Here is a 13,396-nt window from a genome sequence, read left to right as displayed (position 1 = left end):
TAAAATCCTTGACATTTATAAAAAATAGTGTTAAAATTCAGCAGTGTGCATTGTAATAATTTTTTTAGTGACCGAAAGGGATGATCTATGTGCACCGATTAAAAACTAATTCCAAAGTAATTGGAATGAAACAGACTCTTAAAGCTCTTGAAAATGAAGAGGTAAAAGTGCTTTATGTTGCGAAAGATGCACAAGATAAAGTTACTATTAGAGCCATTGAATTGGCTAAGAGTCAGGAAGTTCCTGTAGTATATATAGATACTATGGAGGAATTAGGTTCAGTTTGCGATGTAGAAGTAAAAACAGCAACCGCAGCACTAATTAAATAAGATGTTAGGGCATCTTAAAAGAAATTACAGGAGGTGAAATAGATGCCTACTATTAACCAATTAGTAAGAAAAGGTAGAGCAGTAACAACTAAGAAATCAACAGCACCTGCTCTTCAAAAAGGCTATAACTCTTTACACAAGAGAACTACTGATGTATCAGCACCACAAAAAAGAGGTGTTTGTACTGCAGTAAAAACAGCCACTCCAAAAAAACCAAACTCAGCTCTTCGTAAGATTGCAAGAGTTCGTTTAACTAATGGTATCGAGGTAACAGGCTATATTCCAGGTGAGGGACATAACTTACAAGAACATAGTGTTGTTTTACTAAGAGGTGGAAGGGTAAAAGATTTACCTGGTACACGTTATCATATTGTTAGAGGTACACTTGATACAGCTGGTGTAGCTGACCGTAGACAATCACGTTCAAAATACGGTGCTAAAAGACCAAAAAAATAATTCTTAGTAATCTTTACTAGAATTTAAAATTAGTAAACATAATATGGAGTTAACTCCAGTAATTTGCTAATTAGTGCTAGGTAAAATTGCAATATTACCTGTAGGTTGCAGGATTATATATATATTACGATATACCGAGCACGTAACATGAATATGATTATATTCATGAGTACCGAAGAATTAATTATTATTAAGGAGGGAAGAGCCGTGCCACGTAAAGGACATATTCAAAAAAGAGAAGTATTAGCGGATCCAATATACAGTGACAAAGTGGTAACTAAACTTATCAATAACATTATGTTAGATGGTAGAAAAGGAGCTGCACAAAAAATTGTATACGGAGCATTTAAAAAGGTAGCTGATAAAACTGAAAAAGATGCTGTAGAAGTTTTTAAAGAAGCTATGAATAACATTATGCCAGTTCTTGAAGTTAAAGCTAGACGTGTTGGTGGATCTACTTACCAAGTTCCTATGGAAGTTAGACCTGAGAGAAGACAAGCATTAGGACTTCGTTGGCTAACTATTTACACACGTAAGCGTGGAGAAAGAACTATGGTAGATCGTTTAGCTGCTGAAATTATGGATGCAGCAAACAATACTGGTGCTTCAGTTAAGAAGAGAGAAGATACTCACAAAATGGCAGAAGCAAACAAAGCATTTGCACACTACAGATTCTAATAGTAGTTGCAACCCTATACATTACTCAATTATTATTGATATAATGTATATAATTACACAAAATTACTAATAATGCATATAATAATGTGTTGTGAAAAAACAAATCTATGCGGGAGCTAATGTTTCCGCATAATAATCAATAAATCGTAGCTAAGTAACCGTTGATTACCAAAGGAGGAATAACTTTGGCTGGAAGACAATTCCCACTAGAAAGAACTAGAAACATTGGGATTATGGCTCATATTGATGCAGGTAAAACAACACTAACAGAACGTATCTTATTCTATACAGGAAGAACTCACAAAATTGGGGAAACTCATGAAGGTGCAGCTCAAATGGACTGGATGGAGCAAGAACAAGAAAGAGGAATAACAATTACCTCTGCAGCTACAACTTGTCAATGGTTAAATCATAGGATTAACATTATTGATACACCGGGACACGTTGACTTTACAGTAGAAGTAGAACGTTCTCTTCGTGTTTTAGATGGTTCTGTAGGTGTATTCTGTGCAAAAGGTGGAGTTGAGCCACAATCTGAGACTGTTTGGCGTCAAGCTGATAAATATCATGTACCACGTATGGCATTTGTTAATAAAATGGATATCATGGGTGCAGATTTTTATAATGCAGTTGACATGATGAGAGATAGACTTGGTGCTAATGCAGTACCAATTCAGTTACCAATCGGTGCTGAAGATGATTTCATTGGTCTAGTAGACCTTATGAAAATGAAAGCCTTCATCTATAAAGATGATTTAGGTCAAGATATATCTGAAGAAGAGATCCCTGCTGAATTAGTAGATCAAGCTGAAGAATATCGTGAAGCAATGATTGAGGCTATTGCAGAAACAAATGAAGAATTAATGGAGAAATACCTTGAAGGGGAAGAGCTTACTGAGAAAGAATTGAAAAAAGCTCTTAGAAATGCAGTAATAAACGTTGAGATTATTCCTGTTTTATGTGGAACAGCGTATAGAAACAAAGGTGCTCAAAAATTATTGGATGCCGTTGTTGAATATATGCCAGCACCAGTGGATGTACCAGCGATTACAGGTATTAACCCTGATACAGAAGAAGAAGAGGCTAGACCATCTTCTGATGAGGAACCTTTCTCAGCACTAGCATTCAAGATTATGGCAGATCCATTCGTTGGAAAGCTTGCTTTCTTTAGAGTATATTCAGGAACTACTAACGCTGGTTCATATGTATATAACTCTACAAAGAGTAAGAAAGAGCGTATGGGACGTATTCTACAAATGCATGCTAACAAGAGAGAAGAGATTTCCAAAGTATACTCAGGTGATATTGCAGCTGCTGTAGGATTGAAAATGACTTCAACTGGTGATACATTATGTGATGATAAACATCCAATTATACTTGAATCTATGATTTTCCCTGAACCAGTTATTCACGTGGCTATAGAGCCTAAGACAAAAGCTGGTCAAGAAAAAATGGGTGTCGCTCTTGCTAAATTAGCAGAAGAGGATCCAACATTTAGAACAACTACGGATCATGATACAGGACAAACAATTATCTCTGGTATGGGTGAACTTCACCTTGAGATTATTGTAGACCGTCTTCTTCGTGAATTCAAAGTAGAAGCTAACGTAGGTCAACCTCAGGTTGCTTACAAAGAAACTATTACGAAGGAAGTTGAAGTAGAAGGTAAATTTGTACGTCAGTCTGGTGGACGTGGACAATATGGACATTGTAAAGTAAGATTCTCACCTATGGATGTAAACAGTGAAGAAATTTACGAATTTGTTAATGCAACTGTTGGTGGATCTATTCCTAGAGAATATGTTCCTGCAGTTGATAATGGTATTCAAGAAGCAATGGCAAGTGGTAGTTTAGCTGGTTACCCTGTTCTTGGTATCAAAGCTGTTTGTTATGACGGATCCTACCATGATGTCGATTCATCTGAAATGGCCTTCAAAATTGCTGGTTCAATGGCATTTAAGGAAGCTATGAAGAAGGGTGGAGCTACACTTTGTGAGCCAATCATGAAAGTAGATGTATCTGTACCAGAAGACTACATGGGTGATGTTATTGGTGATATTAACTCACGTAGAGGACGTATTGAAGGTATGGAGCCAAGAAATGGTGTTCAACAAATACATTCTTACGTACCATTATCAGAAATGTTTGGTTATGCAACAGATTTACGTTCTAAATCACAAGGTAGAGGAACATTTGTGATGCAATTTGATCACTTTGAAGCATTACCAAAATCTATTCAAGAGAAGATTATTGCTGGTAAAGGAACTAATTAATTTTATTTCCAAAAATAATAATATTGTTATTTTTAAATAACAATAAAAAACTTGCAAAATTTATTTTAATAAAATATAATTAAAAAAGAGACCAATTCAGAAATGAATGGACAAATTAGGGGATTTGCCCTAGATATAAAAGGAGGAAGATTTTAAATGGCTAAAGCTAAATATGAAAGAACTAAACCACATGTTAATATTGGTACTATTGGACACGTAGACCATGGTAAAACAACATTAACTGCAGCAATTACAAAAACTTTACACGAGAGATTAGGAACTGGAGAAGCAGTTGCTTTTGATAATATCGATAAGGCTCCAGAAGAGAGAGAACGTGGTATTACTATCTCAACAGCACACGTTGAGTATGAAACAGAATTAAGACATTACGCACACGTAGACTGCCCAGGTCATGCTGACTATGTTAAAAATATGATTACTGGTGCTGCACAAATGGACGGTGCTATCTTAGTTGTTTCAGCTGCAGATGGTCCAATGCCTCAAACTCGTGAGCATATTCTTTTATCAGGTCAAGTTGGTGTTCAATACATCGTTGTTTTCATGAACAAATGTGACATGGTTGATGATGATGAATTATTAGAATTGGTTGAAATGGAAATCAGAGAATTATTATCTGAATATGATTTCCCAGGTGATGATATTCCTATCGTTATGGGATCTGCTTTAAAAGCATTAGAAGATCCATCAGGCGAATGGGGAGACAAAATCTTAGATTTAATGAAAGAAGTAGATGGTTACATTCCATCTCCAGAAAGAGATGTTGACAAACCTTTCTTAATGCCTATAGAGGACGTATTCTCAATTACTGGTCGTGGTACTGTTGCAACTGGTAGAGTGGATCGTGGAGTATTACATGTATCAGACGAAGTTGAAATCGTTGGAATTGGCGAATCAAGAAAAGTTGTTTGTACTGGAGTAGAAATGTTCCGTAAATTATTAGACGAAGCTCAAGCTGGTGACAACATCGGTGCATTACTTCGTGGTATTCAAAGAACAGAAATTGAAAGAGGTCAAGTATTAGCTAAGCCTGGTACAATTACTCCTCATACAAAATTCAAAGCTCAAGTATATGTTCTTAAAAAAGAAGAGGGTGGACGTCATACTCCATTTTTCTCAAACTATAGACCACAATTTTATTTCAGAACTACTGATATCACTGGTGTAATTAATCTTGCAGAAGGTGTAGAAATGTGTATGCCTGGTGATAACATCGAAATGGAAATTGAACTTATTGCTCCAATCGCTATGGAAAAAGGTTTACGTTTTGCTATCCGTGAGGGTGGAAGAACTGTAGGTGCTGGATCAGTAGCAGAAATTATTCAATAATATAAGTTGATTATTTAATATAGGGAAAGCAGTGCTTGATGCACTGCTTTTTTTGTATTTAAAAGATTTTTATTTTTTTAAATATTTTTGGTAGAGATTTAGAAGTCATTATTGGTTATATTGATTCCAGTAGAGGGGGTATTAGTAATAGGTTTAACTTGCCTTACCCTGAGAAGCGGTCGGTCTGCGTTAAACCTATTACTAATACCCCTATGTTGTGGGCTAGTGGTTGCAGGACATGGGGACGTTTTGTTTGTCATATATCAATAATTCATAATCATAGATCTATAATTTAGTTAAAAATATTTGTGAATAAGGCATTTATCATCAAGAAAGAGTTATTGAGGGATGATATAATATAATCAATAAATCTAAGGAGGAGAGATAGAATAATGTATGAGTATAAGGAAATGCAGGGAGTTATTGATTATATTGAAGAGCATTTAGATGAGGATATGTGTATTGATATGTTAGCGGAGATGGGTATGTTATCGAAGTTCTATTTTCAGAGATTATTTTATAAGCTGGTTGGGGTTACAGTAATGGAATATGTTAGGTTGAGAAGAGTGGCTAGGGCTTCGGAGGATATCAATAATGGTGGAAAGATTACAGATATAGCCTTTGGGAATGGTTTTAATAGTTTGGAGACTTTTACTAGGGCATTTAAATCAGTGTATAGTATGACACCTAGTGAATATAAGAAGAAGGAGATACCCCTTGCTCATTTTTACAAGCCTGATATATCTTTGAAATATAGAGCTGTGGATATTGGAGTTCCTTTGATAGCTTCTGGTGTAGTAATAGAATTTGGTGTTAAGGAAATAGAAAAAGATATTAAGGTAATGGGGATTATGGAAGAATGTGAGATAGGGGTAGCGGGACCGGATAATCCTGGAGTAGCTTGGAACAAGTATGTTGAGATGAAGAATAAAATAAACAACCAAAGTATTATGAACGTGGAGTATGGAATATCTTTTCCGTCTGATAAACAAGGGAAGTTTAATTATCTGGCGTCGGTACAAGTTGATGAATTTGATAATACTAATGATAAATTATATAAATATGTTGTACCAAAAGGATTGTATGTAGTTTGTACCTTCTCAGCGGAGAATTTCTTTGAATTGACTAATGCTGCTTTGGATAAAGCTATGGCATATCTTTTACAGACATGGTTACCTAATAGTGATTATGATATGATTGGTGATTTTGCTGTAGAGTATTACGATTATCGTTGTTTAAAAGACCATCCTATACCACAACAGGTGCAGAGTGCACCTATTGATATTATAAAAAATCCACCTGAAATGGATATAATGGTATTAGTTAAAAGAAAATAATATGGAGTTTATAAAAAACAGTGCCTACGAGTACTGTTTTTTGGTAAGAATAATAATATATTCCTATAAAATTGACTCATTTTTACATTTATGTAGTAGTTTACAAAAATAAAGAAAAAACATAAAAAAAAATTGAAAATCCCTTGCATTATAGCATTTCTTAGTGTATACTAATAAATGCTGTGACAAAGATAGCGTTGAAATGTGAGGTTGCCGCTTTAAGCGGGTAATTCACATCGAGCGAATGTCATGTTCAAGAAACTGGCGGCAAGGTCACTGTACAATATAAAGTCAAAGCGATGTAGGCTTGATTTGAGGTGTGTAGGATATATGATACACACGGAACGATGTACAGTCACCACTTGTCGTACTATAGTACGAAAAGGAGGCGACTTTTTTTATGGCAAGTCAAAAAATGAGAATTAGCTTAAAAGCATATGACCATCAATTAATCGATCAATCTTCAAAGAAAATTATTGAAACAGCTAAGAAAACTGGTGCTAAGGTGAGTGGACCAATTCCATTACCTACTAAGAAAGAGATTGTAACTATTCTTAGAGCGGTGCACAAGTACAAAGATTCTAGAGAGCAATTTGAACAAAGAACTCATAAAAGATTAATTGACATACTTATGCCAACAGCTAAGACAGTAGATGCTTTAATGAGACTTGAACTACCTGCAGGGGTAGATATCAAAGTAGATGTAAAATAATTATACAACTTAGTATAATATCCCTTAGAGGTTTATATAAAGGCTATAAACCATCTAGGATGATTACACTTATGTGTAATCCGCTGTAGATTATTAGGAGGTGCAAAGGAAATGAAAAAAGCTATATTAGCTAAAAAAATTGGTATGACTCAAATATTTGAAGAAAGTGGAGAGTTAGTACCTGTAACAGTATTAGAAGCAGGACCATGTACAGTAACACAAGTGAAAACAGTTGAAAACGACGGATATAAAGCTGTACAAGTTGGATTTTGTGATATGAAAGAAAAACATACCAATAAGCCAATGAAAGGTCATTTTGACAAAGCAGGTGTTAGCTTCAAAAAGCATATAAAAGAGTTTAGACTTGATAATGCTGATGAATTTGAAGTAGGAAATGAAATTAAAGCTGATGCATTTGAAATTGGCGACAAAGTAGATGTATCTGGTGTATCAAAAGGTAAAGGATTCCAAGGATCAATTAAGAGACATAACCAATCAAGAGGACCTATGGGTCATGGTTCTAAGTCTCATAGAGTATCTGGATCTATGGGTGGTGCTTCTTCACCTTCAAAAGTATTCAAGGGTAAAAAATTACCTGGACATATGGGTAGCGAGAATGTAACTGTTCAAAACTTAGAAGTAGTAAAAATAGATGTTGAAAACAATTTACTTCTAATAAAAGGTGCTGTTCCAGGACCTAAGAAATCATTAGTAACAATAGTAAATAGCGTAAAAGCTTAGTTAATACGTAGGAAGGAGGAACGATCATGGCAAAAGTTTCTGTTTACAACATGGAAGGTAAACAAGTTGAAGAGCTAGAACTTAATGACAATATATTTGGTGTAGAAATAAACGAACACTTAATGCATATGTCAGTTATAGGACAGCTTGCAAATAAACGCCAAGGCACACAAAGTGCAAAAACTCGTTCAGAAGTAAGAGGTGGCGGTGCTAAGCCTTGGAGACAAAAAGGAACAGGTAGAGCGAGACAAGGATCAATTCGTGCACCACAATGGACTGGTGGTGGAGTTGTATTTGCTCCAAAGCCAAGAGATTATTCAATTAAATTAAATAAAAAAGAAAAAAAAGCGGCATTAAAATCAGCATTAACTTCAAGAGTAAATGACAAAAAATTTATTGTTGTTGATGAGTTAAAGTTCGATGAAATTAAAACTAAAAAGATGAGTACTGTTTTAGCTAACTTAAATGTACGTAAGGCATTATTAGTTTTAAATGAAAATGACCAAAATGTTATTTTATCAACTCGTAATATTAGAGGTGTAAAAACATCATTAACTAATACAATTAATGTATATGACATTCTAAAATATGATACTTTTGTGGTAACTAAAGATGCGGTTGCTACAATGCAGGAGGTGTATGCATAATGGCTGATTTAAAATATTATGACATAATATTAAAACCTGTTGTTACTGAAAAAAGTATGGAAGTTATGACTGACAGAAAATACACTTTCTTAGTTCATACAGAAGCAACAAAGACTCAAATAAAAGAAGCGGTAGAAAAAATGTTCGAAGGAACAAAAGTTGAAAAAGTCAATACTATGAATGATATTGGTAAAGTAAAAAGAAGAGGTATGACTTTTGGTAAAACTGCTAAGACAAAGAAAGCTATTGTTAAATTAACAGAAGGTAGTAAAGAAATAGATTTCTTTGAAGGTATGTAATAACAATACAATTAAAGTATAAGATGACTAGTAAATAGATAGTTAGAAGATACACACGGTAGCGTGTGTCGATATACTTTTGAAAGGAGTGCAATTCATGGGTATTAAAAAATATAACCCTTATACACCTTCCAGAAGACATATGACAGGTTCTACTTTTGAGGAGATTACTAAAAAAACTCCTGAAAAATCATTAGTAGTAAGTCTAAAAAAACATTCTGGACGTAACAATGAAGGTAAGATTACAGTAAGACACCGTGGTGGCGGATCTAAGATTAAATATAGAATGATAGATTTCAAGAGAAATAAAGATGGTGTTCCAGGTAAAGTGGTAGCTATTGAATATGATCCAAATCGTTCAGCCAATATTGCATTAATACAATATATAGATGGAGAAAAGCGTTATATTCTTTCACCAAATGGCTTGAAAGTTGGACATAAAGTAATGAGTGGACCAGAAGCTGAAATTAAAATTGGAAATGCATTACAACTTAAAGATATTCCAGTAGGTTCAAGTATTCATAACATTGAATTAAAACCATGTAAAGGTGGACAATTAGTTCGTTCTGCTGGTAATGTAGCACAACTTATGGCAAAAGAAGGTAAATTTGCAACACTTAGATTACCATCTGGAGAAATGAGAGTAGTTCCAATACTTTGTAAAGCTACTATCGGTCAAGTTGGAAATATAGATCATGAACTTATTACAATTGGTAAAGCTGGACGTAAACGTCACATGGGTATCCGTCCTACAGTTCGTGGTTCTGTTATGAACCCTAATGACCATCCACACGGTGGTGGAGAAGGTAGAGCACCTGTTGGTCGTCCAAGTCCAATGACACCTTGGGGTAAACCAGCACTTGGTTACAAAACTAGAAAGAAAAATAAACACTCTAACAAATATATCATAAGAAAACGTGGAAGTAATAAATAATAACCACTAAAAGGAGGTTTGAGTTAATGGCTCGTTCACTTAAAAAAGGACCTTTCGCAGATGAGCACTTACTAAACAAAGTAAGAGTATTAAATGAAAAAGGCGATAAACAAGTAATTAAAACATGGTCAAGACGTTCCACTATATTCCCTGAAATGCTAGGTCACACTATTGCAATTCATGACGGAAGAAGACATGTACCTGTTTATATAAGCGAAGATATGGTAGGACATAAATTAGGAGAATTCGTGCTAACAAGAACTTATAGAGGTCATGGAAAAGACGAAAAGAAAACCAAATTACGTTAATTCGGTATATTCGGTATATGCGGTATGGAAGGAGGCTAATTTATAATGGCTAAAGGGCATAGAAGTCAGATAAAAAGAGAAAGAAATGCTAACAAAGATACTAGACCTAAAGCAAAAGTATCCTATGCTAGAGTTTCATCAACAAAAGCTAAAATTGTACTTGATACAATTAAAGGAAAAAATGTAGGTGCAGCCGTAGGTATATTAAACTATACACCTAGAAATGGTGCTAGAATTATAGAGAAAGTTTTAAAATCTGCGATAGCTAATGCTGAGAATAATGATGGATTAGATCCAGCTAACTTATACGTTGAAGAAGCTTTTGCTAACAAAGGACCTACAATGAAAAGAATAAGACCAAGAGCACAAGGTAGAGCGTATAGAATAGAGAAGAAATCTAGTCATATCACAATCATTCTTAACGAAAGATAGATAAGGAGGGAAAGAATGGGACAAAAAGTCAACCCACATGGACTAAGAGTCGGAATTATTAAAGATTGGGATGCAAAGTGGTACGCAGAAAAGGATTTTGCAGACCTTTTAATAGAAGACAATAAATTAAGAACATATATCAAAAAGAAATTATATTCAGCTGGTGTATCTAGGATTGAAATAGAAAGAGCATCAGAAAGAGTAAAAATTAACATTCACACAGCTAAACCTGGTATTGTTATTGGTAAAGGCGGTTCATCAATTGAAAAATTAAGAACTGAGTTACAAAAAATGACTGCTAGTAAAGTAATCGTGAATATCGTTGAAGTAAAAAGACCAGAAAAAAATGCTCAATTAGTTGCTGAAAACATCGCGCTTCAACTTGAAAACCGTGTATCTTTCCGTAGAGCTATGAAGCAATCAATGGGAAGAACAATGAAAGCAGGAGCAAAAGGTATTAAAGCTATCTGTGCAGGACGTTTAGGTGGAGCAGAAATGGCTCGTACAGAATCATATAATGAGGGAACAATTCCTCTACAGACACTTCGTGCAGATATAGATTATGGATTTGCTGAAGCAAATACAATTTATGGAAAAATTGGTGTAAAGATATTTATTTATAATGGCGAAGTTCTTCCTGGTCAAGTTACTAAGAGAGAAGGGAGAGGGAAGTAATGTTAATTCCAAAGAGAGTTAAACGCCGTAAACAATTTCGTGGCAACATGAAAGGTAAAGCGTTAAGAGGAAATAAAATCAACTACGGTGAATATGGTATTGTTGCATTAGAGCCTTGCTGGATTAAATCAAATCAAATAGAAGCTGCCCGTGTTGCTATGACTCGTTATATCAAACGTGGTGGTCAGGTTTGGATTAAAATTTTCCCTGATAAACCAGTTACAGCAAAACCTGCTGAAACAAGAATGGGTAAAGGAAAAGGATCACCTGAATACTGGGTAGCAGTAGTAAAGCCAGGCCGTGTAATGTTCGAAATTGCTGGAATAGAAGAAGAAGTGGCTAAAGAGGCATTAAGACTTGCTATGCACAAGTTACCATGTAAATGTAAAATTTATTCTCGTGCAGAGCTAGAAGGCGGTGATAATTGTGAAGTCAACTAAATACATTGAAGAATTAAGAAATAAATCTTCTGCAGAACTTAATGAAGATTTAGTTACTGCAAAAAAAGAATTATTCAACCTAAGATTTCAAAATGCGACTAACCAATTAGATAATACAGGAAGAATAAAAGAGGTTAGAAAAAATATAGCTAGAATTCAAACAATTATAACTGAGCAATTAAAGGTTGCTAGGTAACCTTGGAAGGAGGAATTCAAGTGGCTGATAGAAATCTACGTAAAGTTCGTATAGGTAGAGTTGTTAGTGATAAAATGGATAAAACAGTTGTTGTAGCTGTTGAAAACAGTGTAAAACATCCATTATATGGTAAAGTTGTAAAAAGAACTTACAAGTTAAAAGCCCATGATGAAAAAAATGAATGCGGCATTGGTGATAGAGTACGCGTTATGGAAACAAGACCTTTATCAAAAGATAAAAGATGGAGATTAGTAGAAATAGTAGAGAAAGCAAAATAAGATTTGTATTTGCTGAAAGGAGGTTCATCTAATGATCCAACAAGAATCCAGACTTAAAGTTGCCGATAATACAGGTGCAAAAGAAATCCTTTGCATTAGAGTATTAGGAGGATCAACTAGGAGATATGCAAACATTGGAGATGTAATAGTTGCTACTGTTAAAGATGCAACACCAGGTGGCGTTGTTAAAAAAGGTGAAGTAGTAAGAGCTGTAGTAGTTAGAACTAAAAAAGGTGCACGTCGTAAAGACGGTTCTTATATCAAATTTGACCAAAATGCAGCGGTTATAATCAAAGATGATAAGACACCAAAAGGAACTCGTATTTTTGGACCTGTTGCTAGAGAGTTAAGAGAGAAAAAATACATGAAAATCCTATCATTAGCACCAGAAGTATTATAGGGAGGTGTAATAAGTGTATAAAACAAAACTAAAATCAGGTGATACTGTTAAAGTTATTTCTGGAAAAGACAAAGGAAAAGAAGGAAAAATTTTAATTGTAGATAGAAAAAATGGTAAAGTAATAATTGAAGGCATTAACATGGTTACAAAACATACAAAACCAAGCGCTGCTAATCAACAAGGTGGAATTGTTCACCAAGAAGCAGCATTAAATTCTTCAAAAGTAATGTATGTTCATAAAGGAAAACCTACAAGATTAGGTATTAAAATTGAAAAAGAAGACAGAAATGGACGTACTAAAAATGTTAGATATAGAGTAGCTAAATCAACAGGTGAAGTTATTGATTAATAGTAGAGAGGAGGCTAACTAGATTGAGTAGAATAAAAGAGGTTTACAATAATGAAATTGTAGACGCTATGATGAAAAAATTTAACTATAAAAATAAAATGGCTGTACCAAAAATTGAAAAAATAGTTATAAACATGGGCGTTGGAGAAGCAAAAGAGAATCGTAAGATTCTAGATTCTGCTGTTAGTGATATGACAATAATCGCTGGCCAAAAACCTATTATAACAAAAGCAAAAAAATCTGTTGCAGCTTTCAAAGTAAGAGAAGGTATGCCAATAGGATGTAAAGTTACACTTAGAGGTAGCAGAATGTTTGAATTTGCTGATCGTCTAATTAACTTAGCCCTACCAAGAGTTAGAGACTTTAGAGGTGTTAATCCTAACGCATTTGATGGTAGAGGTAACTATGCTTTAGGTATTAAAGAGCAATTAATCTTTCCTGAGATCGAATATGATAAAGTTGATAAAGTTAGAGGTATGGATATTATCTTCGTTACTACAGCTAAGACTGATGAAGAAGCTCGTGAATTATTAACATTATTCGGAATGCCTTTTAAAAAATAATA

Annotated in this window: 20 protein-coding genes; all 20 read left to right on the top strand. The window is 34.5% G+C overall.

Features of this window, described 5'->3' with window-relative positions; translation table 11 throughout:
* Positions 1–89 precede the first annotated feature (89 nt).
* Complete coding sequence (locus ACX6CF_RS12205; protein ID WP_458785611.1) at positions 90–329, top strand: ribosomal L7Ae/L30e/S12e/Gadd45 family protein; 240 nt, start codon at positions 90–92, stop codon at positions 327–329.
* Positions 330–371: 42 nt separating this feature from the next.
* Entirely contained in the window at positions 372–785 is a 414-nt protein-coding gene (gene rpsL / locus ACX6CF_RS12200; RefSeq protein WP_458785610.1) for a 30S ribosomal protein S12, read from the top strand.
* A 207-nt stretch (positions 786–992) separates the two neighbouring features.
* Positions 993–1,463, top strand: coding sequence for a 30S ribosomal protein S7 (gene rpsG, locus ACX6CF_RS12195; protein ID WP_458785609.1), 471 nt, complete (start codon positions 993–995; stop codon positions 1,461–1,463).
* Between the two features lie 185 nt (positions 1,464–1,648).
* Positions 1,649–3,736 carry an elongation factor G gene (gene fusA / locus ACX6CF_RS12190; RefSeq protein ID WP_458785608.1) on the top strand — a complete coding sequence of 696 codons (2,088 nt, stop codon included), beginning with the start codon at positions 1,649–1,651 and terminating at the stop codon, positions 3,734–3,736.
* 156 nt (positions 3,737–3,892) lie between these two features.
* The gene (tuf, locus tag ACX6CF_RS12185; protein WP_458785607.1) at positions 3,893–5,083 is read left to right on the top strand and encodes an elongation factor Tu; all 1,191 of its coding nucleotides are present in this window, start codon (positions 3,893–3,895) and stop codon (positions 5,081–5,083) included.
* A gap of 392 nt (positions 5,084–5,475) precedes the next feature.
* The gene (locus tag ACX6CF_RS12180; RefSeq protein ID WP_458785606.1) at positions 5,476–6,420 is read left to right on the top strand and encodes an AraC family transcriptional regulator; all 945 of its coding nucleotides are present in this window, start codon (positions 5,476–5,478) and stop codon (positions 6,418–6,420) included.
* A gap of 400 nt (positions 6,421–6,820) precedes the next feature.
* Entirely contained in the window at positions 6,821–7,132 is a 312-nt protein-coding gene (rpsJ, locus tag ACX6CF_RS12175; RefSeq protein WP_458785605.1) for a 30S ribosomal protein S10, read from the top strand.
* A gap of 111 nt (positions 7,133–7,243) precedes the next feature.
* The gene (gene rplC, locus ACX6CF_RS12170; RefSeq protein ID WP_458785604.1) at positions 7,244–7,873 is read left to right on the top strand and encodes a 50S ribosomal protein L3; all 630 of its coding nucleotides are present in this window, start codon (positions 7,244–7,246) and stop codon (positions 7,871–7,873) included.
* A 26-nt stretch (positions 7,874–7,899) separates the two neighbouring features.
* A complete protein-coding gene (gene rplD / locus ACX6CF_RS12165; protein WP_458785603.1) occupies positions 7,900–8,520 on the top strand; it encodes a 50S ribosomal protein L4 in 621 nt (206 codons plus the stop codon).
* On the top strand, positions 8,520–8,819 hold the full coding sequence (gene rplW / locus ACX6CF_RS12160) for a 50S ribosomal protein L23 (RefSeq protein WP_458785602.1): 300 nt from the start codon (positions 8,520–8,522) through the stop codon (positions 8,817–8,819). The genes rplD and rplW overlap by 1 nt, the downstream gene beginning before the upstream one ends.
* A gap of 97 nt (positions 8,820–8,916) precedes the next feature.
* Positions 8,917–9,753, top strand: a complete 837-nt coding sequence (gene rplB / locus ACX6CF_RS12155) for a 50S ribosomal protein L2 (protein WP_458785601.1) — start codon at positions 8,917–8,919, stop codon at positions 9,751–9,753.
* 26 nt (positions 9,754–9,779) lie between these two features.
* Positions 9,780–10,061, top strand: a complete 282-nt coding sequence (rpsS, locus tag ACX6CF_RS12150; protein WP_458785600.1) for a 30S ribosomal protein S19 — start codon at positions 9,780–9,782, stop codon at positions 10,059–10,061.
* Between the two features lie 45 nt (positions 10,062–10,106).
* Complete coding sequence (gene rplV / locus ACX6CF_RS12145; RefSeq protein WP_458785599.1) at positions 10,107–10,493, top strand: 50S ribosomal protein L22; 387 nt, start codon at positions 10,107–10,109, stop codon at positions 10,491–10,493.
* 15 nt (positions 10,494–10,508) lie between these two features.
* On the top strand, positions 10,509–11,168 hold the full coding sequence (rpsC, locus tag ACX6CF_RS12140) for a 30S ribosomal protein S3 (protein ID WP_458785598.1): 660 nt from the start codon (positions 10,509–10,511) through the stop codon (positions 11,166–11,168).
* Positions 11,168–11,608: a 50S ribosomal protein L16 gene (gene rplP, locus ACX6CF_RS12135; RefSeq protein WP_458785597.1), complete on the top strand. Its 441-nt coding sequence runs from the start codon at positions 11,168–11,170 to the stop codon at positions 11,606–11,608. The genes rpsC and rplP overlap by 1 nt, the downstream gene beginning before the upstream one ends.
* On the top strand, positions 11,595–11,804 hold the full coding sequence (rpmC, locus tag ACX6CF_RS12130; RefSeq protein WP_458785596.1) for a 50S ribosomal protein L29: 210 nt from the start codon (positions 11,595–11,597) through the stop codon (positions 11,802–11,804). The genes rplP and rpmC overlap by 14 nt, the downstream gene beginning before the upstream one ends.
* A 20-nt stretch (positions 11,805–11,824) precedes the next feature.
* On the top strand, positions 11,825–12,082 hold the full coding sequence (gene rpsQ, locus ACX6CF_RS12125; protein ID WP_458785595.1) for a 30S ribosomal protein S17: 258 nt from the start codon (positions 11,825–11,827) through the stop codon (positions 12,080–12,082).
* Between the two features lie 31 nt (positions 12,083–12,113).
* Positions 12,114–12,482 (top strand): 50S ribosomal protein L14, encoded by a 369-nt coding sequence (gene rplN / locus ACX6CF_RS12120; protein WP_281812714.1) that lies wholly within the window; start codon positions 12,114–12,116, stop codon positions 12,480–12,482.
* A gap of 13 nt (positions 12,483–12,495) precedes the next feature.
* Positions 12,496–12,831 carry a 50S ribosomal protein L24 gene (gene rplX, locus ACX6CF_RS12115; RefSeq protein ID WP_458785594.1) on the top strand — a complete coding sequence of 112 codons (336 nt, stop codon included), beginning with the start codon at positions 12,496–12,498 and terminating at the stop codon, positions 12,829–12,831.
* 23 nt (positions 12,832–12,854) lie between these two features.
* Complete coding sequence (gene rplE / locus ACX6CF_RS12110) at positions 12,855–13,394, top strand: 50S ribosomal protein L5 (RefSeq protein ID WP_458785593.1); 540 nt, start codon at positions 12,855–12,857, stop codon at positions 13,392–13,394.
* Positions 13,395–13,396 lie beyond the last annotated feature (2 nt).

It is taken from the genome of Vallitalea sediminicola, assembly GCF_054408565.1.
Note: the sequence above shows the minus strand (reverse complement) of the source record. Positions and strands in the feature narration are given on the sequence as shown.

What these genes read in the sequence shown, in the direction of transcription:
- rplP (WP_458785597.1), top strand. Translation starts at nt 11,168, where the DNA reads ATGTTAATTCCAAAGAGAGTTAAACGCCGTAAACAATTTCGTGGCAAC.
- rplV (WP_458785599.1), top strand. Translation starts at nt 10,107, where the DNA reads ATGGCTAAAGGGCATAGAAGTCAGATAAAAAGAGAAAGAAATGCTAAC.
- rpsJ (WP_458785605.1), top strand. Translation starts at nt 6,821, where the DNA reads ATGGCAAGTCAAAAAATGAGAATTAGCTTAAAAGCATATGACCATCAA.
- tuf (WP_458785607.1), top strand. Translation starts at nt 3,893, where the DNA reads ATGGCTAAAGCTAAATATGAAAGAACTAAACCACATGTTAATATTGGT.
- rpsC (WP_458785598.1), top strand. Translation starts at nt 10,509, where the DNA reads ATGGGACAAAAAGTCAACCCACATGGACTAAGAGTCGGAATTATTAAA.
- rplB (WP_458785601.1), top strand. Translation starts at nt 8,917, where the DNA reads ATGGGTATTAAAAAATATAACCCTTATACACCTTCCAGAAGACATATG.
- rpsS (WP_458785600.1), top strand. Translation starts at nt 9,780, where the DNA reads ATGGCTCGTTCACTTAAAAAAGGACCTTTCGCAGATGAGCACTTACTA.
- rpsL (WP_458785610.1), top strand. Translation starts at nt 372, where the DNA reads ATGCCTACTATTAACCAATTAGTAAGAAAAGGTAGAGCAGTAACAACT.
- rplW (WP_458785602.1), top strand. Translation starts at nt 8,520, where the DNA reads ATGGCTGATTTAAAATATTATGACATAATATTAAAACCTGTTGTTACT.
- rplC (WP_458785604.1), top strand. Translation starts at nt 7,244, where the DNA reads ATGAAAAAAGCTATATTAGCTAAAAAAATTGGTATGACTCAAATATTT.
- rplN (WP_281812714.1), top strand. Translation starts at nt 12,114, where the DNA reads ATGATCCAACAAGAATCCAGACTTAAAGTTGCCGATAATACAGGTGCA.
- ACX6CF_RS12180 (WP_458785606.1), top strand. Translation starts at nt 5,476, where the DNA reads ATGTATGAGTATAAGGAAATGCAGGGAGTTATTGATTATATTGAAGAG.
- rplD (WP_458785603.1), top strand. Translation starts at nt 7,900, where the DNA reads ATGGCAAAAGTTTCTGTTTACAACATGGAAGGTAAACAAGTTGAAGAG.